Consider the following 26,156-nt stretch of genomic DNA (forward strand, 5'->3'; position numbering starts at 1 on the left):
GTGTAGGTATACTAATGTGATTACTAGTGAAATAATACAATTTACGAATTCTTTTAATTAATTAGTTTAATTTTTAATAAATTTTTTTAAACTTAAAGGAAATTTTTGTACTAATCTTAATTAATTCTTTTATAAATTATAATTAATTGAATATAAAAATAAAGTTATGAAGATATACTTATAAAAAGGTTATATCATACACTATTGTAGAAGCATAATATTAACCTGAAAAATTTTAAACTAATAACATTTTAAGCAATTATAGGAATAATAATTAAAGTTTCTAATTGATATTAAATATTTAAATTAACTTATAGAAGATATAAAATTAAATAGCTTCTATTTTAAAGGTAATTATAAGATGACCGCCAATAGAAATCTTTTTTTAAGGATATTTATCGTCCTTTTATTTTTATTACCCCTCCTATTTGCCCAACAATTCTATATTCATTTTTACGCTTATTTATCCAGCAACGTAATTACCGAAGTAGTTACTAAACAATGGTTAGTGGTTTTATTTTTCATTATTTTATTTATGGCATTTTTAATTCCCCTTTCATATCGTAGGAAAGCAGGATGGTTAGAATATGGTTTGGTAGCTGCATTTTTCGTTTCTCTTTTTGTAGAAATGTATGGCATTCCCCTGACTATTCTTCTGGCATCTAAATACTTTTTCGTGCCGGGGACACAGCTACCCCCTAATATTTTAAGTATTTCATTTATGGGAGTTGGATTAGGATTGGATATGGCCATGGTTTATGGTTCAATTCTAATTTTAATTGGAACAGGACTAATTATCCTAGGATGGGTTACCCTTTATAAAAATAGTAAGAAAGAAGGACTGGTAACCAGTGGAATTTATAAATACAGTCGCCATCCCCAATATTTAGGCTTTATTTTCATAATTTTAGGATGGTTCTTTGGATGGCCCACTACACTCACCCTGATATTTGCACCCATACTCATTTACAAGTATTTAGATGTCTGCCGCAAGGAAGAAGTTGAAGTTTCTAAAGAACATCCAGAATACAATGATTATAAGTTGAAAGTTCCTTTTATGATTTAAATTTCTTAATTAAAACTAATTAAGTCAAAAACTTCATATTCAATTTATTCACTAAATAAGAAATAATATACACATATAGTAAACTTTAAATTATGGCAAAACAATATGCTTGCACACCAAACGAATTAAAATTTCATTTGTATACATTGTCATAGTCCCGAATTATGAATTTAAAACTTTAGAAGTTCTAAGTACTTTTTAAACCCTGAAAAACTTGAATATGAAAATTATATAAATTTTTGCCTCAAAAGAAAGATGTTTATCTAAAAAAACTTAAATTACCATTAATAATCCTTTAAATAATTCTTTTAATAATTCTTTTAATAATCCTTTAAATAATCCTTTAAATAATCCTTTTAATAATTAGGTGACAAAGATGAAAGAAACCATAATTCTCAATCAAAGCGAAATAAAAGAATTAATACAAATGAAAAAAGTTATTGATGCTGTTGAGACTGCTTATATTGAACATGCCCAGAGCAGAGTCCGAATGCCTCCTAAAGAATATCTTTTCTTCTCAGAATTTAATGGCGATTTAAGAATAATGCCCTGTTACCTACCAAATATGGGCGAAGCCGGAGTAAAGTGTGTTAATGTTCACCCTGATAATCCGAATCTTCATGACCTGCCCACCGTAATGGCTATGATAGAATTAATAGATCCTGAAACTGGATTTCCACTGGCCATAATGGATGGTACCTGGATTACCAACATGCGCACCGGTGCTGCGGGAGGGGTAGGAACCAAGTACTTGGCCCGGAAAGATTCTGAAACTTTAGGGATAATAGGGGCTGGAAAACAAGCATATACTCAACTTATGGCCATCAATGAAGTAATGGATATTAAAAAAGCCTATGTTTACTGCCGAACTTGCTCTGCTCGAGAAAATTTTGCTAAAAAAGTATCTGAAGAATATGGAATTAAAGTAAAAGCAGTTGATACACCTAAAAAAGCTGTAGAAAATATGGATGTAGTGGTGACTGTCACCCCCGTAATTCACCCCGTTATAAAAGATGAATGGATTAGTCCTGGAACCCATATTAATGCTATGGGTGCGGATGCCCCAGGTAAACAGGAAATAGAAAGTTCTGCACTTTTAAAGTCCAAAATATTTATTGACTGTTGGGAACAGGCCAGTCACAGTGGAGAAATCAATGTTCCTGTAGCAGCAGGCCTATTAAAACAAGATGATCTATCTGGAAAACTGGGAGATGTTATGATTGGTAAAAATCCCGGCCGAACCTCTGATGATGAGATAACCATTTTTGATTCTACAGGATTAGCTGTTCAAGACATAACCACCGCTTGGACAGTTTATGAGAAGGCTCGTGATCTTAATTTAGGCCGTAAGATTAATTTCCTGGAATAAAATCCAATGAATTATATATTTAAATTAATTATTTTATTCAATTTATTTTGAAGATTTTATTAGATTTTATTTTTTTTATTTGCTTTTGCTAAAATTTAAGATAAAAATTAAAAAAGTAATATATATTCGACTGAACAATTGTAAAATGGTGGTTAAATGTACCAGTCTAAAATATATGTTAATGACATTTTAAACAAAATGAGCCACGTTTTAGAAAGATTCACCTTTTTAAGTCGTTCTAAGTCATTTAAAAAAGAAGATGTGGATCAAGTAGATTATCATCTAAACGAAATAATGAAAATATTAAATCAATACAATTAAACATCCCATGACATATCTATTAAAATGCAAAATAAATTATATTAATTAATATTACTATAATTCCGATTTTCATGATTGAAATTGTCCTGTTTGCAGTTACATCATTTTTAGTGGGATTATCAGGAGCCCTGGTTCCGGGCCCCATGTTAACAGTAACCATATCAGATTCATTTAAAAAAGGATTTATTGCCGGCCCTTTAATAACCAGCGGACATATATTTACAGAATTATGCCTAGTATTGCTGATATTATTTGGATTAGGATGGTTAATTGGTTCCAATACTGCTTCTTTTATTATCGGCCTTCTGGGAGGAATTGTTTTAATATTTATGGGTTTTCAAATTTTTAAAGAAACTCCTAAATTAGAAAATACATCTTCTGGAGAAATTCAGGATAATAATTCTTCTAATAGAGAATTTATCAAACAAACTTCTAAAGAATATAATCACGAAAGCAATATAATTTCTTCTACAGATTCCTCAAATGAAAATTCTTCAAGCTTCCGTTCTATAATCAACGGAATTTTAACCAGTTTATCTAATCCATTCTTTTTTATATGGTGGGCCACCATTGGTGGAGCTTTTATATTTAAAGGAATGGCTCTGGCTGGATTTTTAGGAATTTTCGCATTTCTTTTAGGCCACTGGACATCTGATGTTGCATGGTTCAGCACAGTTTCTTATCTTTCATCAAGAAGCCGTGCTCTGGTGCAACCTGATAACTATAGAACTATAATGCGCATTTGCGGAGTATTTATGATCTTTGTAGGAGTATATTTCTTTATAAATTCTGTAGGAGTATTTAAAATAAAATAAAGATATTATTTAATTCTAGCCGAAAGTATACTACTTTTTTCATTATTAGATTCATGTAGATTAGAATAATTCCAATTAACAAAATTTTAAATATTCTTCTCAACTAACTCTTATGGTATGAAAATGAAGGCCGTAGTTTTTGACAACTCAGGAACTCTAATAAAAAGGTACCGAGCTTTAAAAAATATTAAAACAGGGGGTATCTGCGATTACATGAATTCCATGGATATAGTGGATTACACTGGAAATCGTGCTCTGGTGGTCCTTCAAACTGATCCCGCGGAGTGTTTGATAAACGCCCGGAGTGATCAGACTTTGTATCAGTTCATAACCCAGAATAATGTTAAATTTGATGTGAGCTATTCCAGTGAAGATATAAGCAATGAAGATGTTTTAAATGATTTAAAACAAGACACTTCTACTATAAAAGACATACAAGATAGTATTCTGGCCGTAATGGAAAAGAAATACAATGTGCAAATATGTAGTGGATCTGGATTTATTATGAATCTGGACACTGGAAAAGTAGAATTTACCATAACTGCTGGGGGTAAAGTTTTCCCAGAAGTTATTAAAGTAGTAAATGAACTGAAAAAAAGAAATATTCAAATTTTTATAGCCTCTGGAGACCGTACAAAGTCTTTAGAAGAATTGGCCAAATTTATTTCAATACCTCATTCCAATGTATTTGGAACTGCCAGCACCAAGCGAAAAAAAGAGATTATAAAGGAATTAAAAGAAGACTACAAAGTTATGATGGTTGGAAATGGAGCTAACGACATATTGGCCTTTAAAGAAGCAGATATTGGTGTTTTAACTCTTCAACAAGACGAAAAAGTTCCTGAAAAAGTCTCCAGTGCCGCAGACATTATAATATATAATATAAAAGAAGTTTTAGATATTGATTTTTAATTAAACTCCATTAGTATTTTTAAGACCTTTCACTAATTTTTTCTCTTTTTCTTCATCATTAATCCATTTTTTAACTTCTCTCCAGACAATATTGCATTTATCCTCGCTAGTTTTCCCCACCACTCTACGAATAGCAATATCTACTTCTTTACGCTCAGTTTTGTCTTTTGGATCAATTCCAGCTTCATTTAAAACTTTTTTCATGTGTCTAAGATAGCAACTCATACCTATTCTCCTAAAATCATTTATAAGAATAATAATAAAAAATTAAGTGAGTATAATATTTTATAAAATCATTATTAATTATATTTTTTAATTAATAAAACAAATAGGAATCTTGCTAATGAATTGAATTATTGAGGGAGAAAAATGGAAAAATATAAAGTTATATTTCAAGTGAATGAAGAAGACCCTTTTCGAGTTAATCTAGTTTTAAATAACATTAGAAATCTGATTGCTGATTTGGGTGAAGAAAATGTAGAAATAGAACTTTTAGCTTATTCTATGGGTGTTAAAATGTTTTTTAATAGTTCTCCCTATTCAAACATGATCTCTAGTTTGCTTAAAAAAGAGGTGAGATTTGCAGCCTGTTCAAATACACTAAATTCGCTTAATGTAAATCCTGAAGAACTAATTAAAGGAATTAAAGTTGTACCCTCCGGAATTGGGGAGATAGTAAGAAAGCAAAAAGAAGGCTGGATTTATATAAGGCCTTGAATTATCAAAATAATCATGTTTTATTACTAATTAATCAAATTAATTCTTTAAATATATTTAATTAATAAATACTGATATCTTTTATTATTCGTCATCAGGATTAATTTTTTTCCCTATATTTTCAAAAAAAACTATTCCTAAATAAGCTAGGGAACTAAAGGAAGGCGAAATAAATGTTAGAAGCATTGCCACGACAGCTAAAAAAGGAAATATTAAATAATGATAAAAACTACTTTTATAAGCTTTCTTAGTCCATTTAACATTTGTAAGTCCCCAATTAACAGCATAATACCAGTTTATGAATGCCAGTATTCCTATTATGAGCATATTTAAATGAAAAAAAAGTTCAGCTGCTTGAAAATTACCATAATCTCCCACTAAAGATGTTGAAAATGGCACCAGAACTACAAACATCAACCAAATAACATTTATCCTTAAAAGCATACCATTGGATTTTTCTATTCTATGAAATTCACGATGATTTATTCTCCAGAAAACAGCCAGTAAAACAAAACTCATTCCATAAACAAAAAATTGTGGTATGGTAGAAATTAAAAAATTAATTATAGTGCCATTGGTCACTGGAGCAGGAAGTTGGGGAACTTCTAAAGTTAAAACTAAGAGAGTCATGGCTATTGCAAAAATACCGTCCACTAAAGTTTCTATACGGTTAGTGGTCATGAATTTTTCTTTTAAATTTTTTTTAACTCTTTTATCCAAGCATATCTCCCCTATTTTATCTTAAAAGTTGTTTCTAGTTAATTACCTTTACCATTTAATTTATATAAAATTTTTTTGCTTTTTAATACGGATTCATAGGAATTAAGCTCTATAATGCCAACTTTAATATTTTTAATAAGATTTAAGTCCAGAGATCCATCACCCAATGGTAAATGCTGATCTTTGAGACCATCATTGTCACTTAAGTGGTAATAAATGGTTTTATTAATATTTAAAAATTCTGAAGGGTCATCAGTAGTATTAGCATGACCCATATCCACTGTGGCCTTGCATCCACATTCATTCACCATAAAATCATGCTCTAAAGCACTATTACATAAATAAGCATATTTATTAGGCATATTTTCTATAGAAAAACATATTCCTCTGCCATTAGCATATTCAGAACATTCCGTGAGATTTTCAACAGCGAAGTCAATGGCCATGAGTCTCACCCTCTCTTCCAGACGCCTAATCATGCCCGGATGTGTGGTTATAGCTTTGGCTTCAATTTCAACGGCCAAATCAACCGTTTCTCCCATTTGCCTCTGAGTTTCATCTCTAATTCCGGAGTTAATACTGGCAGGGTTTAAATCTACCGTAGGAGCATGCAGAAAAATATCGAGATTATATGATTGAAAAACTTCCAAGCTACTGCATTCTTCCAGAACGCTACGCGGCCAATAGGGCCCTTCACATAATATTTCCATACATTTAAATCCATCCTGGGTTGCCTGATCAAGCATCATTTCAAAAGAATTCATAAAAAGAGCCAAACTAGAAAAGCCACATTTCATGTTATTATCACCCCATCACTGATTGAATAATCCTAATTGTGTTCTCTCACTTTCTCCATTAAAGATATATTCTTGTTTTTGAAGGTTATTTTTTTCTATTATTGATAAATAAACCATAAAATTTTAATTTTATCTAGAAAATAAGAAAAAGAAATTTTAATTCCTTATTTTAATTTTTATATTATTATTATTATTATTATTATATTAAAAAGTGCCATTACTATTACAAAAACAGATATATCAAAATTAATAGCAATATTTATATATCCGAATTTGTATTATGGAATATTACGAAAATAGATATATCCAAAATTAATATATCAAAATCTAGAATAGTGAATTGAAAACATCAAATATGAATTAATATTTGAATATAAGATGTTTAAGTAAATTAAATTTAGTCTAAATAACAAAAAACAGTTAAATTTAGAAATAGAATATAGGGGGTTAGTAAATTCTAGATGATAATAAAGATAACCATCACAATGAAAATTCAGAAGACATGAATAATCCTTGTGAAGATTTTGACGATTCAGATTGTCAAAAATATGATAAAACATTTATTAAAACTTTCATGCGTGGATTCGGCAAAACAATAATTTTGGGAATGATAAAGAAGCATAGGCTACATGGCTACGAAATAATGACCAATATAAATAAATTTTATCTTTCTCATGATCTCTCTAAGAAAATGAAACCACTGGGGCCCAGCACAATATATCCCATATTACATGACCTTGAAAAAAAAGGCCTCATAACTGGAACCTGGGAATATCAAGGCAAGAGAAAGCTAAAATATTATGAAATAACTCCTCAAGGAGAAGCTACAATTCTTAGAATAAGAGACATTTTCGAAAATAATATTGCCAAACTTTGGGAAGATTTTTGGAATGATGAAATTTAAGAATAAAATAAAATTAGCCACGTAAGCTAATTTAAAATTAGTTTAACCATAATCTAGTTAATTTATCAAAAATGATTAAAAATGATTATGAGCTAAAACGCCACACGGAGGTGTTAATAAATGAAATACGCAATAGAAACCTTCGATTTGACAAAAAAATTCGGTGATTTTCTAGCAGTGGATGCCCTTAATATGAAAATCGAGAATAAATCAATTTTCGGATTTTTAGGTCCAAATGGAGCCGGAAAAACTACTACTATAAAAATGTTGACTTGTCTTGCTCAGCCAACTGAAGGAAGTGCTAGTGTAGCTGGTTATGACATTAATGAGAGTCCTAATGAAGTTAGACAAAAAATAGGAATGGTTCCTCAACTAGTAAGCCTCTATGGAGATCTTACGGTGAGAGAAAATGTGGAGCTATGTGCCGACTTCTATGGGATGCCTCGAGACCTTAAAGAGGTACGTATTGAAGAACTCATGGAACTGGTTGACATAAAATACGCTCAAAATAAGCTGGTTAGACAACTTTCTGGTGGTCAAAAGCAGAAAGTTTCAGTAGTAGCCAGTCTGGTACATCAACCAGATATTTTGTTCCTGGATGAACCAACCATTGGACTGGATCCCACAACAAAAAGAGTACTCTGGGATTTAATTACTGAATTGAATGAAAAAGGACATACCATAATACTCTGTTCCCACGATATGTATGAAGTAGAGCTCCTATGTGATAATGTGGGAATTATTAATCAAGGCACACTTGCTGCCTTTGACACTCCTCAGGGATTAAAAGATACCATGATCAGAGAAGATGAAGATGCTAAAAAGGCCAATTTAGGTACAATTATTGATAAAATAGAGCAAGAAAATCCTATTGGTCAAGAAAGTTCATTTAAAGATTTGAAAGGTGCAGTAGCGGATCTTGAAAGAGAAAATGGGAAAACAAAACAAATGAGCATCATGGTCAGTAACCTGAATGATAAAATGGTAGAAGAAATTCAAAAGCTCCCCGTAGTATTTGAAGTAATTAAACATCATTCTGGTCGAGTCATTATGGAAATGGACGAAAAATGTAAAACAGCTGTAAATGATGTTATATGGGCAGTTATGGAGAATAACGGGAACATAACTTCTATTTCAACTAAAGATCCCTCTTTGGAAGATGTATTTGTAAAAGTAACGGCTAAGGAGAAGGAGGAATAAGATTGGAGACTAAGAAAGTAATGTGGATGCTCAAAAAGGATCTAATAGTCCTTTGGAGGCATAAGCCTCGTTTAATGTCCCTTATACTTTTCCCGATTATCATGATAACCTTATTTGGTTATGGGATGGGTGGAACACTTGATAACATACCTATAGTGGTAGTTGATCAATCACACGGAGCAGTAACCGATCAGACACTAAATGCCATAAAAAATATGAGTTTGTATGATGTGAAAGGAATTATTAGCGATCCCGAGAAGGGTAGGGAGATGGTTCAGAGCGGACAGGTAAAAGCAGCCATCGTATTGCCACCCAATTATGACAATCTTACTAGTTCGCAGCCTCAAAGTGTAGTGATGTATGTTGACTCATCTGATCAGATGGCCAGCCAGGCCTTAATACCCACCACACAAGCATTATTCAGCAAAATTTCCGGCCAGCTCGGACTGGAAAAAATGCAGATGAATAGTAGTGGCTCTACCGCCAGTTCTCAGAGTACCTCAAATCAGACAGGAATCCAGGTAAACACCAGCCAAGTATCATCATCCCAGCCTGGTGGAATAGTGGCCAGCATACAAAATCTGGCAAATACCATTAATTTCCAGGTAGACAAGATTTATGGTGATATCAAATACATAGACTTCTTGGTACCTGCAGTTATAGCCATGACCGTTATGATGTCTTGTATGATGGGTATGGGAGAGTCTATTGCTGGTGAAAGAGAAAGAGGAGAACTTGCTCGTTTATTTATGACCCCAACCAACGTTTCTACTGTGGTAGGTGGAAAAATTATATCAAAGTTGATAATTGAAACCGGGAGGGCCATTATATTAATTTTGGCCGCCGTTATTCTCTTTGGAATAGTAATAAAGGGAAGTATGGGGCTCACGCTCTTACTACTGGTTCTAACAGCCCTATGTTTTGTAGGGTTTGGAATAATGATATCGGCCCGAGTTTCTACTCAGGAAGATTATGTGCAAATGGTAATGCCATTTACCATGCCCATGATGTTTGTATCAGGAGTATTCTATCCACTAGCAACCATGCCCTGGATATTCCAGAAAATCGCATATTTAGTCCCCCTAACATACGCTAATGATGCACTAAGAGCAGTTATGCTTAAGGGCGCAAATTTAGGAGATGTATGGGTAGATGTTGCAGTTTTAATAGGTTTTACCCTATTATTCTTTGCCATGGGAGTTAGAAGTTTCAATAGAGACGTATAATAGAGATGTACCTATTATATCTCCCATTTTACGAATATGCTAATAAAATAATTAATAAATTAAATAAAAATAATTTAAACTGATTATAAAGTTTAAATCATTAATATTACTAAATTTAGAGCAAATTAAAGTAAAAAATGGATATAAATTGATTAAATTGATTAAATTGATTAAATTGATAATCAATATTTTCCATTAGTATATTAATTGTGGTGAAAAAATATGTTTAAAAAGAGAAATGCCTTTATTGGACTACTCATAGCGTGTATACTGATTGGTCCAGTGTCTGCTGCAGATTGGCAGATGTTTCACGAGAATCAGGAACACACTGGATTTTTAAAAGAAGCAGCGGATTTCACATCCCAAGTATGGTACTTCCCAGCCGGAGGGCCAATACAATCATCCCCCGCCATATTGAATAAAATAATATTCTTTGGTTCAAATGCCGGGAATGTATATGCCGTAGATATGGAAGATGGTACAAAATTATGGGATTATAAAACCGGCGGGGGCGTAATTTCATCTCCAGCCATTCAAAATAAGACTTTATTTGTTGGTTCCACTGATGGATATCTTTACTCCATAAATACTGATAATGGTGATGTTAACTGGAAATTTAAGACTGGAAACGCCATTGAATCTTCTCCAGCCGTGGTGAATGATACAGTTTATATAGGTTCAAATGATGGCCGATTATATGCTGTGGATATAGAAAACGGAACAAAAACCTGGGAATTTGATACAGGTAATGCCGTAAAATCATCTCCTGTTGTAAACAATGGAACCATATATATAGGATCACAAAATGGAAAAATATTCAGTCTGGGAATAAATAATGGAAGCCAAAATTGGGCTTATACTTCAGGAGATGCTATACAATCTTCACCAGCATTTTACAACAATACAGTTTATGTTGGATCCAATGATGGAAATGTGTATGCTCTTGGTGCCTATAATGGTTCTTTAACCTGGAAATTTGATATGGGTAACAAAATAGCCTCTTCAGCAACAATAGAATCTAATGAAAATAGTTTATTCATTGGTTCTGATGATGGAAATATGACTGCTCTTGATACCCGTGACGGAGCATTTAAATGGTCTTACAAAACAGGCGGTGCCATAAAATCTACCGCGGCCCTTATGGACAATAAAATTGTTTTTGGATCAAATGATGGTACTGTCTACGTGGTCAATAAATATAGTGGTAAAGAAGAATGGTCTTACTCACCAGGTTATTATCTATTTAATTCTGCCATAACTTCTTCTCCAGCAGTATATGGGAAAACAGTTTATGCAGGAAGTACAGATGGTTATCTGTATGCATTAAATACTGATAAAGAACAAGGGCCAAGTTCAATTTTCACTTATTACACTTGGGGAGCAATTATAGTTGTAATAGTTGGTCTTTTAGGACTAAAATCTGTATTAAACCGACGTAAAAACAAAAAAGAGTAATTGATATGAGAACTTAAAATTTCTCATACTTTTTTTTATTTTAAAATTTTTTTATTAGACTTAGAATTTATAGTAAATAAAAATCTATTTTGTTTTTTTATGGATTTAAATTAATTTCTATAGTAAATAAATAATCGCATACTTTTAATTTTGCTTTATAAATGTTTTCATTCATTTTTATTCGTTAAATATATGGGTAGTAATTTAGTATACTTTAGTATATCACATTATTAGTTCATTAACAGTTTCAATGATTTTAATTCGCTTCAATTAATTTTTTTGGTGTGGGTCATTACCCAATATATCTCGTGATTATTAATAGAATAAAGGAGGTGAAAAGATAAGAAAACAAATAAAAAGTAATAAAATTAAAATCCTCTTCCTAATCTGTCTTTTTGCTGTTTTACTTTCCATTTCCAGTGCCAGTGCATCCTCAAATGTTTATGTTAATGGTACTACTGGATTGGACACCAACCCTGGAACGATCGATGAACCTTACCAAACCATATCCATGGGAGTAGGATCTGTTGATGAAAAAGGGACAGTATACATAGCAAATGGAAATTACGCGGGTTTAAACAACAGTGAAATAGTTATAAGCAAAAACATGACTATTACTGGCCAAAACCAAAAGGATACCATAATAAATGGAAGCAATACCGCCAGAATATTTTACATCAGAGATTCAGTTACAGTTACCATCACGAATTTAACCTTCGTAAATGGACGTGCAACAGGCATCCTTCCGGTTACAGGTGGTGCCATTAGTAATAATGGTACTCTGAACGTTGTTAACTGCAATTTCACAGATAACTACGCACATAACTATGGGGGTGCAATCCACAACAACCCAACTGGAACTTTATCAGTGCACAATAGCACCTTCACAGGTAACGAGGCGGGAAATGGTGGTGCTATTTCCAACTGGGGTACATTGGTCGTGAATAACAGTACCTTCAATACTAACAATGTAATTAACTTCGGTGGTGCTATTTACAACAACGGTGACAAAGCTCAAATTATTCCTTATGTGGGTAATGTGACTTTAACTAACTCTACTTTCACCAGAAACATTGCAGGTACTTATGATGCTGGTCAGGGGAGTGGTGGTGCAATTTATACTCAACTCGGTGATCTGACTGTGGATAACTGTATTTTCACAGGCCAAAATGCATTGCGTGGAGAAGGTGGTGCTATCTACAGTGTGAGGAGTACTTCTAAATTTAGTAACAGCAGCTTCACAGACAACTGGGTCTATCGTGGAAGTGGTGGAGCCATCAAAAGTGAAGGTACATCCCTCGATCCAAATGTGTTGACCGTGATCAACTGTACTTTCACAAGTAACAGTGCACAAGTCAATGCAGGTGCTATAGGCAGTTGGGGCACTTCTATTATTAATATAACTGGCAGTAATTTCACAAACAATAGTGTAAATTATTACTATGGTGGAGCCATCGAAATCTACGGTACATTAACTGTTACTGATTGCAACTTCGAAAATAACACGTCAACAGGTTTCGGTGGAGCCATCTACAATCATGGTACATGCACAGTAACAAGTAGTAATTTCCTGAATAACACTTCAAAAGAAGGTGGAGCCATATGGGGCAGTAAAGGTTATTTAAAAGTTATTAATTCAAATTTAACAGGTAACCTAGCAACTAATACTAACTGGGGTTATGGTGGAGGTGCCATCGGTACCACAGGTGTGATGGATGTGATTAACTGTACATTCACAGCCAACAATGCAAGTTACGACGGCGCTGCCATATGGAGCAACAACGTCACACAAATAGTCAACTGTACATTTACCAAAAACCATGCAGAAAGTGGTGCAATATGGAACACAGGTAATGGTATTTGCACAGTAACAAGTAGTAACTTCACAAACAACACTGCAGGTTTTGGAGCTGGTATTGAGAACTATGGTATCCTGACCATCAACAGCTGTAATTTTACCAATAACAGTGCAAGTTACGGTGGGGCAATTTCCCATTTAGGTAAGAACCTGATCATCACAAACAGCAACTTCACGGGTAACCGTGCAACATCATCCGGTGGAAATGGTGGAGTTATCTGGGCTAATTACAATACTCAGTCATTAACAGGTCCTTTTACTATAACTGACTGTATATTCACAGATAATAGTGCAACAGGACAGGGTAGTGTTGTATGGAATAACAGAAATTTAGATAGTGGTGTAATGCACTTCAACCGCATATTTGAGAATATAGGAAACTACGATGTGTACTCTGCCAGTGGAGCCATAGATGCAGAAAACAACTGGTGGGGTGACAACTTCAATGGAACCAATCCAATTGCAGCCGTAAGGGTAAACAATAATGTTGATGCTGATCCATGGATCGTACTTAGATGGAGTGCGTCTCCTACCACTTTGGTGGGTCTACTAAGTACTTCAACCGCAACTGCAGATATGAGGTACAACTCCAACGGCTTTATTCCAAGCGGAACACTGCCAGATGGAACTGTCAGATTTACAGTCAATAATTCAGGAAACTTCAACCCATTAAATAGAACCATAGGCAGTACAATAGTTACAACAATATTTACTCCTACGAAGTACGGTTTGAGCACAATAACCGCGACTGTGGATGGTTTTTCACTCAGTAAGTCAGTTCTTGTGGAGGGAACAGTAACCAGTTTAACTGTCAGCACTGTTTCGGGCTACAAAGGAGACACCACAACACTAACAGCAACACTATGGGACACAGCCCATGCCAGAGCAGTTGTGAATGAAAAAGTTGACTTCTACGTAAACGGTGATAACGTAGGCCAGGGCACCACTGATAACAATGGATTGGCAACCTGCAACTACAACATCATACAAAACGTTGGAACCTACACCATAAACGCAACCTTCAACGCAACCACACAATACGAACCCAGTAACGGAACAAATAATCTAATTGTGAACGCAACACCAACCAATTTAACCATTGATGTAGCTTCAGGCTACAAAGGAGACAAAACAACACTAACAGCAACACTATGGGACGCAGCCCATGACAGAGCAGTTGTGGCTGAGAAACTTGACTTCTACGTGAACGGAGTCTATGTAGGCTACGGAACAACTGATGTCAACGGTATTGCAACCTACAACTACAACATCGCAGAAAACGTTGGAACATACACCATAAACGCAACCTTCAACGCAACCACACAATATGCAGCCAGCACCAGAACAAATAATCTAATTGTGAATGCAACACCAACCAATTTAACCATTGACAATGTAACGGGAAATAAAGGAACAAATGTGACTTTGAAAGCAGTTTTAACTGACACTGCCCATAATTTGGCTATCAGCGGTAAAAACGTGACTTTCAAAGTTAACAGTATAGTTGTGGGTAATGCTACTACTGATACTAATGGTGTGGCCACCTTAACGTACTACATAGATATTGTAGGTGGAAAATACACTGTTGATGCAGTATTTGCCGCGGATAACCAGTATGCAAGTTCTAATGTCACAGGAACACTCAAAATTCCCCAATCCAGTGTCTACGTTGTGGTAACAAGCAGTAAAAAGGATCCAAAGATTGGTGAAACATTCACCCTGACTTACAAACTCGGAAACAATGGACCAGACCCTGCAGATAATGTTACAATAACTATTCCATTACCAGAAAGCTTTGAAATATCCAATGTCAATGGTGATGGAAATTGGACCTACAACGAAAAAACAAGAACCATAACTTGGACCTTCACAACCCTTGTAGTGGGTGATCCATATCTATATGTTACTGGAAATCTCACAAAAGCAGGTGCGTATCTCTTCAGTTTATCAATAGCCACAGCCACCTACAACGGAGATACACAAGAAATAACACCGATCACAATAAACGCTAAAAATCCCGCGCAAGTAAACGCAGCAAGCAACACAATAACCATGCAGAATACTGGTACACCAATAAACTACTTAATAATGGCAATATTAATGATTTTAAGTGGATTATTAGTATCTAAAATAAAATAATTTCCCCATTTCTTTTTTTCTTTTTTGGTTCAATTTAACAAGTTTTAAACATATTCTTGGAATTATATATTTTAAAATCAGTTTTGAAATTAATTTTTTAGGCCTTAGATTTTGTGAAATTTTAAGTTTTTTTATTGATTATTTTCTTTATTTTTAGGATTTTTTGTATTTTTAGGGTTGAATACGATTTTTGATGCCACTATTGTGGATTTAGAGTTCAATTGACCTGAAAACATGAAGTAAGAATATTTAAAAAAGTTGAATTTAAAATGAAGCTATTCTTCATCAAAAAAGTTATTGCAAGCTAATTCTGGATTTAAAAAATCAATAAAATTGAAACCTAAAGGTTTCAAAGGAATAATTCTAAAATAAAATACTATAGTATATTTAATTATCTTTTTGAAGTAGTATCTCAATAGCCGAAACATTAGTGGCTGTTCCCTCGTTACCAATGATTTCCTCGGTGCTTATGTCAATATTCTGAACATCTATGTCTGTTATAAACCTGTTTCTTACTATCTCAGCAACGTCCACAGCGCGACTAATGGCTCTTCCTCTAGCTTTCAGAACCACTTCATTACTTCCACCATTCATCTGGGTTACAACTGCTAAGACATAGTTCATTACGGGTTTGTTTCCAATGTATACAACATTTTCCTCTGACATCACTTTAACCTCCGAAAGAATGACTATTATTCTTTCAGTAACCCATTATTATATATATTTTGTGATATCCTTGCAAAAAAGAATAATACAGAAAATCTTGTTTAAAAAGCAGTATTGGGAGTCAAATACTGAAATAAAATGATTTTAATTCTATTTATCATGTGAAAATCTGATTTCAGAATGTATTCATATTAAACATTTAAAAAAAAAATAGATTAAAATGGCCATTTAAATTAATTAAAACATTAAATTAATTTAAGAAGGATGAATGAACTAAAGGCCATTGAATACAATTACCCATCCATCAATTTTTCCATTTAGATCTTTAGACGGATTTAAAGTTCCACTAATTTTTATTTTTACCCCAGCCTTAGTTCTAATTAGTTCATCTGAAAATTCTAATGGGCGGGCCATAGAAATATCTTCCGTATCTAAAAGGCCTAATTGGCCACTGATGGGATTTAAAACCTTCATGAGATCCATTCCAATTGCATCCTCTTTTAACCATCCAGTGATGTCTTCTGCTTTAGAGTTTATCAATCTTACTTGTCTTTTCGAGTCAGTAGATATAATTGCGTCAGAAACATTTCTTAATATATTTTCCATCTGCTGCTGGTTTTTTATAAGGCGCAATTCCATTTTATGTTTGTAAAGTGTAATTTCAATTGCAGTATGGAGGTCACTATCATCAAAGGGCTTGCTTAAGAAACTTGAATCTCCTTTAAGAATATACCCCGAAGGTTCTGTTATTTTAGCTCTTTCCACTGTACTTTCATCACTATAAGCAGTTAAATAAATAACTGGAATCCCAAATCTGCGCCTAATTTCTTGTGCGGCTTCAATACCGTCCATTTTACCTTTTAAACGGATATCCATGATAATTATATCTGGTGAAAGCTCTTCTGCTTTTTTAATTGCTTCCTCCCCAGTTGAAACCGCTGCTAGAACATCATAGCCTAATTCTACAAGTCCTTCACTGATGTCATCTGCAGTTATACTTTCATCTTCTACAACCAATATTTTGGCACTGGCCATTTTTTATCTCCCCAATTGCACCTATAAATGTTTATTACATTTTATACAATTAAAAATTGACTTAAATATCTTTATTTGATAATAGAAAATTTATTACTAATTATTTATGTTTTAATCATATAAAATATATCTGTTTTTTTACTTTTATTTTAGAATTATAAAATCAAAAGATAAACAGAACACTAAAAAATAGCTAAAAAAAAAAATAAAAATAAATTTAAGTATTTAATAAAAAATTTAATAATTTAAGCGTTTGAAAAACTATTTTAATTTCAGAATTCTACCTAACCATCAAAATTTTGTTTATTGAATCTAAAACTGCTTCTACACTGGCCATGACCACATCGTCTCTGGTTGAGCGTCCAGTAGCATTATTTCCATCAGTATCACTCATTATGACAAATACTTCAGCGAGAGCATTAGTTCCACCAGTTATAGCATCTATATGATACTCTTGAAGTTCAATGTCCAGAGTATCACTCATTAAACTCTGAATAGCATTAATTGCAGCATCTACCGGACCCACACCTGTTTTAGCAGCAGATTTGATTTCATCGTGTATGCTGAGCTTTACTGTAGCCGTCGGCATTACATTTTCCCCAGTCATAACGGCAATTCCTTCCAGTTTAACTATTTCTTCCTTGGCTTTACCTAAAATAGTCACTGCAATGGCCTTTAAATCAGCATCAGTAACCTTTTTACCCTTATCTCCAAGAGTTTTAATCTGATCATAGACCGTGCAGAACTGGTCTTCATTCATTTCAATACCATATTCATCTAATTTTGATCTAAGGGCATTGGCTCCAGTATGTTTTCCTAAAACAATTTTGCGAGTGTGACCAACCATTTCAGGACTAATAGGCTCATATGTTTCTGCATTTTCCAGAATACCATGCACATGAATACCAGACTCATGAGCAAACGCATTTTCTCCCACAATAGCCTTGTTAGGTGGCATTTTTATCCCCGTGATTCTGGAGACAAATTCCGATAGATTAACTAGCTGCTGAGTTTTGATATCTAAAGGGAAATCATAACGAGCGATTAAGACCATAACTACTTCTTCTAAAGAAGCATTGCCTGCCCTCTCACCCAGACCATTTACAGTAGCATGTACCTGTTCTGCTCCAGCTTCCACTGCAGCCAGCGAATTTGCAACTGCCAGTCCAAAATCGTCATGACAGTGCACACTTATACTCGACTTAATAGTTTTTTTAAGTTCTTTAACCAGCCAGTTCATAGAACCTGGGATCATTACCCCTACCGTATCGGGTACATTAATGAAATCAACCCCGGCCTCATCCACGGCTTGGTAAATCTCAGAAAGGTATTCAAATTCAGTTCTGGTAGCGTCTTCTGCCGAAAATTCAGCCACTATACCATGGTCTTTTATATATTCCACAGCATCAACTGCTTTACTTAAAATATCTTCTTTAGTCATTTTAAGCTTAAATTCTCTATGCAGAGGAGATGTACCAATAAATGTATGAATATAATCAACTTCGCAATCTATTGCAGCATCCAGGTCACCTTTCAAAGTTCTTGCCAAACCACAAACCTGGGCATCCAGGCCCAGAGATAATATTTCACGAGCTGCTTCTTTTTCTCCTTCAGAAGCCGCAGGGAATCCAACCTCAATTGTTTTCACACCTAAATGGTCCAGCTTTTTAGCTATCCGTATCTTCTCATCCACGGTCAGGGCCACACCGGGTGTTTGTTCACCGTCTCTTAAAGTAGTATCAAATATTACTACCTCTTCCGGTAAATTCATGGTTTTTTTTACTTTCTCAATGTACATAGACATTCCTCTTTGGTTTGGCTAGGCTCAGAAAGAATCTGATCCTGTATTTGCTGATTTTCATCCTATAAATCATTAATCCCAATGAAATAATGAAATTAGGACAAAATTTCGTTTAAACAGTTATATTTCAGGACCTTATCTAATAAAAATATTTGCCGAGAATGGTTAAATATTTCTAAAAAATGAAGTTGGAAAAAAATATATTAATAATAATTATTATTTAAACACCCATTATCAAGCTTAGAAAGTTTCTAAGGCCCGGAGCCAGTCCTAAAATAAATATGCTCAATTTTAATGTATTTCTTATTGTTTTATCTTCTATACTAGTGTCTATTATATAAAGAGCTGATAAAATAACTACTATTTTTAAAGGAAACATTACAAATGCGGTTCCCCATAAATTGGTCAAAGCACTGGGAAGAACATGCTGTTCCCAGTAACCATAATAGTCCACTGCCACATAAGTGGATGCTGCATCGAAAAAATGGGCTGAAAGGACTGCTAAGTTAAATTTATCTTTTAGAAGATCCCATTTTCGCCCAATCAAAGCAAATATTCCGGTGAACATCCCCCAAAAAATTAAAACATGTGCCATAGCTGTGAAATTTATACTTTGTAAGCTCAAAATGTGGGGAATGCATATCAATACTCCCACTGTGAAAATAATGTATCTATAGTCGTATTGGGTCTTTTTTTCCAGATAAATCGAGCCTAAAAGTGTTAATATTGTTATCAATCCAGTCAAGACATAAATACCCGGAGTTACCAGCCACAACGTCAACGGATAAATTCCATTATCCACCAGGGCCCGGGCACTGGATCCGAAAAATATGAAGGGAATCAAAGCTATAAAGAGATCACCAGGATCCTTATCAATCCATTTAAACATTTTAATTATTACAATTACTATCAGGCCTAAAATTAATCCAAATATAATTGTATTAAACAGTGTGTAGCCGGGATGAAGATATAAAAAATTATTCTGGATGAATTGAGAAACAGAGTTCGAGAACGAAATACCAATTTCCGCTTGCATAATTAATCTAATCTGTACTGTTTACATTTAATAATATCTCTTGAAATTCGATCCCAATACAACAATGAGATGATGATAATAAAAATCTGAGTTTAAATAATTAGAAATTCAATCTTATTTTTTATTATGAGTTAAAACTGATAACTTATAACTTATAATTTAGAACTTATAATCAATTTTTTTAAGAATCAAATTAGAAAAAAATAATTATTTAAAAGGTTAATTCGACTTGAATTAAATTTTAAACCATTTTAGTGTGATTATTTTATATTAGATTTATTTGATATTAAATAAAGCATCACAATAAGTAAATAAAAAAGTAAGACTTTTTTATAAATATTTAATATTCGTAAACACGCTTAATTTTTTTATTGATAACTTCTTTGAGTATCAAAGGAAGTGGAGTTCTATCACCATAAGCTGTGGTTTTTCCAGCTTTTATGGATTTTAAAATACTTTCCACCGAAAAATCAGCGTCTACATCAGTCACACAACTTCCCACCGCACCTACAAAATGCGAGTCGCTAGCCCCAATTTCAGGTATGTTTTTTTCAATGGAGAGTTTTTTGGCCCGCCAGTTAGAATATCCAAAAATATAACGAGAATTCATGGTTTCAATAGCATCCACCGGCATGTGCTTAATTTTTGCAAATAAACCATCCCTATATCTTACAAAAGGATGGGGTACAATCGCTATTCCATCCATATCGTGAATTAAATCTACAGTCTCCTCAGGAGAAAGATTTTTTTCAATCTCTTCATTTATCCCTAAGGCCACAATATGGCCCTTGTTAGTGGTAATTTCCATGGCAGGGATTATGAGTATATCTTTAAATTCTTTTACTTCTTCCTGGGCGACTAAAGATCCTTTCATAGTATTGTGATCAGAAATGGCTATGGCATCCAGGCCTATGCTTCTAGCCCTTTTTATTATCTCCCTAGGCGTTCCAGTAGCGTCGCCGGAATAAATAGTGTGAATGTGTGAGTCAATTATCATATTATCATCTGTTATGTTCGATTGATTAATAATGTATTTTTGTGAGTTAGATTAGGAATATGATTTCATATTTAATATCAATTTAGGACATATTATAACTTCTAATCCTAATGACTGTCATTTATTCTTATTCTCAATTCGGTGATTAATACAGTTAATTAAACCGACTGGTCCCGTCATCATTACATCACCAGCGGGGGCCGCATTATAAACCGGAAATTGAACTTCATCCATCAAACTGCGCCGGGGTCCAGTTACCACCACCTTTTCAATTTCAGTTATGGACTCCAGAGCCCAAGCCCCATGGCCATGGTCTTCATGTACCTCTTCATGAGTTATAGTAGCATCTGCCAGTTTTTTTAAGTAGTATTCTATTTTTTCAGGAGTAAGGGAACTGGTATGGTGCTCAAATATCCCCTTTATTTTCCCATCTTCAATGGATGCCGCCAGTGTGTGCCCATTGCCTACATCCATAACAATATAGCTGTTTAATTCCTGGGCCATTGGATCAGCAGTGGCACCACAAACTGAAGCGAACTTGGAATCCATTAAAAATGGATCAAAATTAGATAGGGTCCTGGAAACTGCTTTCATTCTAGTGAAGTAATCAGGAATATCCCGGTGAAATGAAAATTCTTCTGGGGCTAATGGTTGGCTTAATTTTTCCCTTATTTTTAAAAATCGGAAATTACGATCCCCCATATCCTCATTATATCCATGATCCTGTACAGCCACCCCCACATAATCAAAATCCAGATTTACACCGAAATATGAGAGTGATGAAGCAATACTCTCTAAATCAACGTCTTTTAATTCTAATTTTGCAAAATCGTCGTATTTTACTCGACTTTCATCATGAAAAACTATTTTAATCCCTAGTGAAGCTACTTTTTTAAGATCGTCCCTTATGGTGCGGGCTGCATTTTCTTCCATAACCACTTGATAACCTTTTTGGATATGTTTCTCTATGGCCTGATTTATAGGGCCTCCGCCCATGGTTTCTCCACTTATAAAAAGATTTTTATTAATTTTAGATATTTTTGAAGCTAATATGCGAGTAGGTGAAGGTAAAACAAGTTTTACAGAATTTTCCATGTTTTGATGTGAATCAAAAAGCATAATATCTTGAGTACCTTTACCCACATCCACGGCCAGTATTTTCATGGGGATACTTCTGAATTATTAATTATTAGTATTTAGTGGTAAAATTATAAATTAAATAGAATTAATTAATTAATTTAAATTATTTATATCTAATAATCTAATTCCTAAAACTAAAATCAACTGAAATAAATTAAGAAAATAAGATTAAATTAAGTACAAATAAAGTATATTTTATTCTATTAATAATTCATTCTGCCAATTAATTAATGATTATGGATGCAATTCAAAGTACATATTTGTACAAAAAAGATTTAAATAGTACGGTGTGGTATTAATAAATAGCATATTAAGAAATTATGGGCAAATAAAATAAGATAAAAAATGGTGATTAAATGTACAAAATTACACTATCCTCAGATGAAATTCCAAAAAAATGGTATAATATAAATGCAGATTTACCGGTTCCTTTACCAGAGTATAAGGACTCTGAAGAAGGTGGAAACCTTGCAAATCTTCCAAAAATCTTTTCAAAAGGTGTTCTAGAACAGGAAATGTCTCAAGAAAGATGGATTGATATTCCTAAAGAAGTAAGAGATGTTTACAAAATGATAGGAAGACCCAGTCCCCTATTTAGAGCTAAAAACCTGGAAGATCAACTTGACACCCCGGCCAAAATCTACTACAAAAGGGAAGATTACTCTCCTACTGGCAGTCACAAGCTAAATACTGCTATTGCTCAAGCATATTACGCTAAAAAAGACGGAGCAGAACGTTTAACTACTGAAACTGGTGCTGGACAATGGGGAACTGCTTTATCCCTGGCATGTTCCATGCTGGAGATGGAATGTAAAGTGTACATGGTAAAAGTATCCTTCAACCAGAAACCTTTCCGTAAAACCATTATGCAATTATATGGTGGAAATGTTATCCCCTCACCAAGCCCAGACACTGCATATGGGCGAAAAATATTGGCTGAAGATCCTGATCACCCCGGCTCATTAGGTATTGCTATTTCAGAAGCTGTGGAAGAAGCATTACAAGATGATAAGGTTTACTACACTTTAGGAAGTGTTTTAAACCACGTATTGCTCCACCAAACAGTTATTGGATTGGAAACTAAAAAACAGTTAAAAATTGCTGATGAAAGTCCAGATGTCATGATTGGTTGTGTAGGTGGAGGAAGTAACTTTGGTGGGGCTGTTTTCCCATTCATTAAAGACCAAATTGATGAGAAAATTGACTGTAAATTTATAGCAGCCGAGCCAAGTTCCTGTCCAACACTTACCCAGGGAGAGTATTGTTATGACTTTGCAGATTCTGGTGAGATGACTCCTCGAATGAAAATGCACACCCTAGGCCACAGCTTTGTGCCCCCATCAGTACATGCCGGAGGACTCCGTTACCACGGAATGTCTCCACAAGTAGCTTTACTGGTTAAAGAAGGTCTTATAGAAGGTAGAACTGTAACTCAAGATGAAGTTTTCCAAAGTGGAATCACTTTTGCTAAAGCAGAAGGAGTAGTACCTGCTCCAGAAACTTGCCACGCTATTAAAGTGGCTATTGACGAAGCTAAAGCGTGTAAGAAAACTGGAGAAGAAAAAACAATTGTGGTCAGCTTCTCAGGCCATGGAATGCTTGATTTACAAGGATACGATGATTATTTGAATGGTAAACTTCCTAAAGACAGCAAGTAATCATTAAAGTACCAAAATTAATGTATTGAAATTGAAAAAATAAGATTAAAGATTTAATCTTATTCTTTTTTAACTTTTAAATTATTTTTTTTAATGCTAATCAGCAAATAGAGTTCATTTGTTAATTTTTAGTGGATTTTATAATGTAAATAAGCTAAATAAAGAGATATATTTTTTAATAATTTTTTATAATTTCTACAATCCAATAAGGCCCGTTTATTAAATAAATTTTACTTTAAAATCAGTTATTTATTAAAAATAAGCTTTATAAATGATTAAAAAATTATCTTCGATATATATAAATATCATCATTGATTATCTAAAATAAAAGATTGATAACTATCAACATATTTTTACTAAATTTCATTAAGGTGATAAAATGGATTATAAAACTGTTGTCATAGCATTTATGGCCGTCATAGTTGTCTTGCTGGCCGGAGTAAATGCAATTTTCTTAATAAGTCCGTCAGAAGACCTAAATAATAGTACCCTAGCATTAGGCAATAATACAACTACCAATACTTCTTACTCAGTTAATAACAGTAACTCTACTGAAGAGCCAAGCCATAAGGTGGCCTACAAGAAAAAAACAAATAATACCAGTCATAACACAACTAAACACAATACTACTCCCTATATCAAGCCTAACAATACACCAGAAACATAAACACAACAATTCTACTATTTTTTAATTTTTATTCAAATATTTTTTAAAATTATTTTTTTAAAGACAAACATGGAAACTCTTTTTATTTGCTAATTTTTCTACTACTACCATAGAAAATATAAATGGATTAAATAAATAATAATTATATATAAATAAAACTATATTTTTGATTGGATTATCATTCAATGGTTTATATTAATATTATAATCAAAAAACCATGAAATTCTATAAAGGAGGACTTTAATGTATAAAATAGGTGAAGCTTTAATTGGAAGCGGAAATGAAATCGCTCACGTTGATTTAATTATTGGAGATAAAGAAAGCCCTGCCGGTGCTGCTTTTGTAAATGGAATGACCCAACTTTCTCTGGGACACACCCCATTGTTATCTGTCATCAGGCCTAATCTAATGACCAAACCAGCTACTCTCATAATCCCTAAGGTAACTGTAGGAGATTTAAAAGACGCAAATAAAATATTTGGTCCAGCACAGACTGCAGTGGGAAGAGCTGTGGCAGATGCTGTAAGTGAAGGGATTATTCCTGAAGACCAGGCAGAAGATCTGGTAATTATGGCCAGTGTATTTATACACCCGGAAGCTGAAGACTTTAGGAAAATTTACCAGTACAACTACGGAGCTACTAAATTAGCTATTCAACGAGCTATGGATGGATATCCATCTATGAAAAAGGTAATGGCTGAAAAAGATAGAGGAAGCCACCCAATAATGGGATTCAAGGCCGTTAAATTATGGAACCCACCATATCTACAAGTTGCTCTTGACCTGGACAACATGGATGAAATGGAAAGAATCATTAACACTTTACCTGACCGGGAAAGAATATTACTGGAAGCTGGAACCCCTCTAGTTAAGAAATTCGGAGTAGGTATTGTAAGCAAGATCCGGGAACTGAGAAAAGACGCCTTTATCATTGCTGATTTAAAAACTCTCGATGTAGGACGTATTGAAGTTAAAATGGCTGCTGATGAGACTGCAGATGCTGTAGCTATTTCTGGACTTGGTACCATAGAATCCATTGAAAAAGCAATACATGAAGCTCAAAAGCAAGGTATCTACTCCATACTGGACATGATGAACGTGGATAACTTTGTGGAAAAACTCAAAAGCTTGAATTTCATGCCTAATATCGTACTACTTCACCGAAATGTGGACTTAGAAACTATGAAAGCTGAAAGAGGAGAAGAAGCTGGAGAAATGACTGAATGGGGTAACATCGGAGAAATTAAAGAAAGCCTCGGTGCCAATGGATTAGTAGCTGTGGCTGGAGGAATTACTCCTAACAAAGTTGAACAAGCTTTAGACAGTGAAGCTGACATTATTGTAGTGGGTCGTTACATTATAGGGTCCAGAGATGTCCGTAGATCTGCAGAAGACTTCCTGGAACACATGCCTCAAGACCCAGACACCATGCGACTGGCCCTTGACGAAGACGAGTCTATTTAATCTTAATTGATTGATAACTCGATTTATTTATTTTTTTACTTTTTTGTTCTATTTATTTCATTTATTTTTTTACCATTCTTATTTATGATATTTATGGCAAAATAATCGTTTTTTAAAATTATATTTTTTTAAATATAGTATTAAAAGCTAAATTTTATTAGAATAAAGCTACTAATCTCTAACTATATAATTC

At 33.8% G+C, this 26,156-nt stretch carries 23 protein-coding genes; 14 read left to right on the forward strand and 9 right to left on the reverse strand.

Annotated features, from left to right (window positions below):
- Nucleotides 1-361 precede the first annotated feature (361 nt).
- From Q7I96_09385 to Q7I96_09405, 5 genes are all read left to right on the forward strand, one after another.
- Complete coding sequence (locus Q7I96_09385; GenBank protein ID MDO9627820.1) at nucleotides 362-1,066, forward strand: isoprenylcysteine carboxylmethyltransferase family protein; 705 nt, start codon at nucleotides 362-364, stop codon at nucleotides 1,064-1,066.
- Between the two features lie 376 nt (nucleotides 1,067-1,442).
- A complete protein-coding gene (ala, locus tag Q7I96_09390) occupies nucleotides 1,443-2,435 on the forward strand; it encodes an alanine dehydrogenase (GenBank protein ID MDO9627821.1) in 993 nt (330 codons plus the stop codon).
- A gap of 156 nt (nucleotides 2,436-2,591) precedes the next feature.
- A complete protein-coding gene (locus Q7I96_09395; GenBank protein ID MDO9627822.1) occupies nucleotides 2,592-2,756 on the forward strand; it encodes a hypothetical protein in 165 nt (54 codons plus the stop codon).
- Nucleotides 2,757-2,827: 71 nt separating this feature from the next.
- Nucleotides 2,828-3,571 (forward strand): LysE family transporter, encoded by a 744-nt coding sequence (locus tag Q7I96_09400; GenBank protein MDO9627823.1) that lies wholly within the window; start codon nucleotides 2,828-2,830, stop codon nucleotides 3,569-3,571.
- Nucleotides 3,572-3,694: 123 nt separating this feature from the next.
- Complete coding sequence (locus Q7I96_09405) at nucleotides 3,695-4,483, forward strand: HAD family hydrolase (protein ID MDO9627824.1); 789 nt, start codon at nucleotides 3,695-3,697, stop codon at nucleotides 4,481-4,483.
- On the opposite strand, the gene Q7I96_09410 is transcribed toward Q7I96_09405, so the two are convergent.
- Entirely contained in the window at nucleotides 4,484-4,708 is a 225-nt protein-coding gene (locus Q7I96_09410; protein ID MDO9627825.1) for a hypothetical protein, read from the reverse strand. It abuts the gene before it with no gap.
- A 171-nt stretch (nucleotides 4,709-4,879) separates the two neighbouring features.
- Between Q7I96_09410 and Q7I96_09415 the strand changes: the two genes are divergently transcribed.
- Entirely contained in the window at nucleotides 4,880-5,200 is a 321-nt protein-coding gene (locus tag Q7I96_09415; GenBank protein ID MDO9627826.1) for a DsrE family protein, read from the forward strand.
- 84 nt (nucleotides 5,201-5,284) lie between these two features.
- Here Q7I96_09415 and Q7I96_09420 read toward each other — a convergent pair whose 3' ends face one another.
- Both Q7I96_09420 and Q7I96_09425 read right to left on the reverse strand, forming a co-directional pair.
- Nucleotides 5,285-5,920 (reverse strand): TMEM175 family protein, encoded by a 636-nt coding sequence (locus Q7I96_09420; GenBank protein ID MDO9627827.1) that lies wholly within the window; start codon nucleotides 5,918-5,920, stop codon nucleotides 5,285-5,287.
- 38 nt (nucleotides 5,921-5,958) lie between these two features.
- Entirely contained in the window at nucleotides 5,959-6,717 is a 759-nt protein-coding gene (locus Q7I96_09425; GenBank protein MDO9627828.1) for a sugar phosphate isomerase/epimerase, read from the reverse strand.
- Between the two features lie 502 nt (nucleotides 6,718-7,219).
- Between Q7I96_09425 and Q7I96_09430 the strand changes: the two genes are divergently transcribed.
- From Q7I96_09430 to Q7I96_09450, 5 genes are all read left to right on the forward strand, one after another.
- Entirely contained in the window at nucleotides 7,220-7,621 is a 402-nt protein-coding gene (locus tag Q7I96_09430) for a PadR family transcriptional regulator (protein ID MDO9627829.1), read from the forward strand.
- 120 nt (nucleotides 7,622-7,741) lie between these two features.
- Nucleotides 7,742-8,821 (forward strand): ATP-binding cassette domain-containing protein, encoded by a 1,080-nt coding sequence (locus Q7I96_09435; protein MDO9627830.1) that lies wholly within the window; start codon nucleotides 7,742-7,744, stop codon nucleotides 8,819-8,821.
- Between the two features lie 20 nt (nucleotides 8,822-8,841).
- Entirely contained in the window at nucleotides 8,842-10,047 is a 1,206-nt protein-coding gene (locus Q7I96_09440) for an ABC transporter permease (protein MDO9627831.1), read from the forward strand.
- A gap of 222 nt (nucleotides 10,048-10,269) precedes the next feature.
- Nucleotides 10,270-11,502, forward strand: a complete 1,233-nt coding sequence (locus Q7I96_09445) for a PQQ-binding-like beta-propeller repeat protein (protein ID MDO9627832.1) — start codon at nucleotides 10,270-10,272, stop codon at nucleotides 11,500-11,502.
- A 463-nt stretch (nucleotides 11,503-11,965) separates the two neighbouring features.
- The gene (locus Q7I96_09450; GenBank protein MDO9627833.1) at nucleotides 11,966-15,499 is read left to right on the forward strand and encodes an Ig-like domain repeat protein; all 3,534 of its coding nucleotides are present in this window, start codon (nucleotides 11,966-11,968) and stop codon (nucleotides 15,497-15,499) included.
- Nucleotides 15,500-15,886: 387 nt separating this feature from the next.
- Here Q7I96_09450 and albA read toward each other — a convergent pair whose 3' ends face one another.
- The 6 genes from albA to Q7I96_09480 form a co-directional block, all read right to left on the reverse strand.
- The gene (gene albA, locus Q7I96_09455; GenBank protein ID MDO9627834.1) at nucleotides 15,887-16,165 is read right to left on the reverse strand and encodes a DNA-binding protein Alba; all 279 of its coding nucleotides are present in this window, start codon (nucleotides 16,163-16,165) and stop codon (nucleotides 15,887-15,889) included.
- 273 nt (nucleotides 16,166-16,438) lie between these two features.
- Nucleotides 16,439-17,200: a response regulator gene (locus Q7I96_09460; protein MDO9627835.1), complete on the reverse strand. Its 762-nt coding sequence runs from the start codon at nucleotides 17,198-17,200 to the stop codon at nucleotides 16,439-16,441.
- 280 nt (nucleotides 17,201-17,480) lie between these two features.
- A complete protein-coding gene (locus Q7I96_09465; GenBank protein ID MDO9627836.1) occupies nucleotides 17,481-18,998 on the reverse strand; it encodes a 2-isopropylmalate synthase in 1,518 nt (505 codons plus the stop codon).
- 223 nt (nucleotides 18,999-19,221) lie between these two features.
- Nucleotides 19,222-20,037, reverse strand: a complete 816-nt coding sequence (locus Q7I96_09470; protein ID MDO9627837.1) for a DUF63 family protein — start codon at nucleotides 20,035-20,037, stop codon at nucleotides 19,222-19,224.
- A gap of 340 nt (nucleotides 20,038-20,377) precedes the next feature.
- Nucleotides 20,378-21,034: a PHP domain-containing protein gene (locus tag Q7I96_09475; GenBank protein ID MDO9627838.1), complete on the reverse strand. Its 657-nt coding sequence runs from the start codon at nucleotides 21,032-21,034 to the stop codon at nucleotides 20,378-20,380.
- Nucleotides 21,035-21,151: 117 nt separating this feature from the next.
- Entirely contained in the window at nucleotides 21,152-22,198 is a 1,047-nt protein-coding gene (locus Q7I96_09480) for a DUF1786 domain-containing protein (protein MDO9627839.1), read from the reverse strand.
- Between the two features lie 332 nt (nucleotides 22,199-22,530).
- Between Q7I96_09480 and Q7I96_09485 the strand changes: the two genes are divergently transcribed.
- The 3 genes from Q7I96_09485 (at nucleotide 22,531) to Q7I96_09495 (ending at nucleotide 25,963) form a co-directional block, all read left to right on the forward strand.
- Nucleotides 22,531-23,832 carry a TrpB-like pyridoxal phosphate-dependent enzyme gene (locus Q7I96_09485; GenBank protein MDO9627840.1) on the forward strand — a complete coding sequence of 434 codons (1,302 nt, stop codon included), beginning with the start codon at nucleotides 22,531-22,533 and terminating at the stop codon, nucleotides 23,830-23,832.
- A 379-nt stretch (nucleotides 23,833-24,211) separates the two neighbouring features.
- Nucleotides 24,212-24,499 (forward strand): hypothetical protein, encoded by a 288-nt coding sequence (locus tag Q7I96_09490; GenBank protein MDO9627841.1) that lies wholly within the window; start codon nucleotides 24,212-24,214, stop codon nucleotides 24,497-24,499.
- Nucleotides 24,500-24,742: 243 nt separating this feature from the next.
- A complete protein-coding gene (locus tag Q7I96_09495) occupies nucleotides 24,743-25,963 on the forward strand; it encodes a bifunctional 5,6,7,8-tetrahydromethanopterin hydro-lyase/3-hexulose-6-phosphate synthase (protein MDO9627842.1) in 1,221 nt (406 codons plus the stop codon).
- Nucleotides 25,964-26,156: the final 193 nt, after the last annotated feature.

Source organism: Methanobacteriaceae archaeon, from assembly GCA_030656015.1.
Lineage (GTDB): Archaea > Methanobacteriota > Methanobacteria > Methanobacteriales > Methanobacteriaceae > UBA349.

Bases quoted from the DNA above. Each gene is read 5' to 3' on its own strand.
- Q7I96_09385 (MDO9627820.1), top strand. From the start codon at position 362: ATGACCGCCAATAGAAATCTTTTTTTAAGGATATTTATCGTCCTTTTA.
- ala (MDO9627821.1), top strand. From the start codon at position 1,443: ATGAAAGAAACCATAATTCTCAATCAAAGCGAAATAAAAGAATTAATA.
- Q7I96_09395 (MDO9627822.1), top strand. From the start codon at position 2,592: ATGTACCAGTCTAAAATATATGTTAATGACATTTTAAACAAAATGAGC.
- Q7I96_09400 (MDO9627823.1), top strand. From the start codon at position 2,828: ATGATTGAAATTGTCCTGTTTGCAGTTACATCATTTTTAGTGGGATTA.
- Q7I96_09405 (MDO9627824.1), top strand. From the start codon at position 3,695: ATGAAGGCCGTAGTTTTTGACAACTCAGGAACTCTAATAAAAAGGTAC.
- Q7I96_09410 (MDO9627825.1), bottom strand. From the start codon at position 4,708: ATGAGTTGCTATCTTAGACACATGAAAAAAGTTTTAAATGAAGCTGGA.
- Q7I96_09425 (MDO9627828.1), bottom strand. From the start codon at position 6,717: ATGAAATGTGGCTTTTCTAGTTTGGCTCTTTTTATGAATTCTTTTGAA.
- Q7I96_09430 (MDO9627829.1), top strand. From the start codon at position 7,220: ATGAATAATCCTTGTGAAGATTTTGACGATTCAGATTGTCAAAAATAT.
- Q7I96_09435 (MDO9627830.1), top strand. From the start codon at position 7,742: ATGAAATACGCAATAGAAACCTTCGATTTGACAAAAAAATTCGGTGAT.
- Q7I96_09440 (MDO9627831.1), top strand. From the start codon at position 8,842: ATGTGGATGCTCAAAAAGGATCTAATAGTCCTTTGGAGGCATAAGCCT.
- Q7I96_09445 (MDO9627832.1), top strand. From the start codon at position 10,270: ATGTTTAAAAAGAGAAATGCCTTTATTGGACTACTCATAGCGTGTATA.
- albA (MDO9627834.1), bottom strand. From the start codon at position 16,165: ATGTCAGAGGAAAATGTTGTATACATTGGAAACAAACCCGTAATGAAC.
- Q7I96_09460 (MDO9627835.1), bottom strand. From the start codon at position 17,200: ATGGCCAGTGCCAAAATATTGGTTGTAGAAGATGAAAGTATAACTGCA.
- Q7I96_09465 (MDO9627836.1), bottom strand. From the start codon at position 18,998: ATGTACATTGAGAAAGTAAAAAAAACCATGAATTTACCGGAAGAGGTA.
- Q7I96_09470 (MDO9627837.1), bottom strand. From the start codon at position 20,037: ATGCAAGCGGAAATTGGTATTTCGTTCTCGAACTCTGTTTCTCAATTC.
- Q7I96_09475 (MDO9627838.1), bottom strand. From the start codon at position 21,034: ATGATAATTGACTCACACATTCACACTATTTATTCCGGCGACGCTACT.
- Q7I96_09480 (MDO9627839.1), bottom strand. From the start codon at position 22,198: ATGAAAATACTGGCCGTGGATGTGGGTAAAGGTACTCAAGATATTATG.
- Q7I96_09485 (MDO9627840.1), top strand. From the start codon at position 22,531: ATGTACAAAATTACACTATCCTCAGATGAAATTCCAAAAAAATGGTAT.
- Q7I96_09490 (MDO9627841.1), top strand. From the start codon at position 24,212: ATGGATTATAAAACTGTTGTCATAGCATTTATGGCCGTCATAGTTGTC.
- Q7I96_09495 (MDO9627842.1), top strand. From the start codon at position 24,743: ATGTATAAAATAGGTGAAGCTTTAATTGGAAGCGGAAATGAAATCGCT.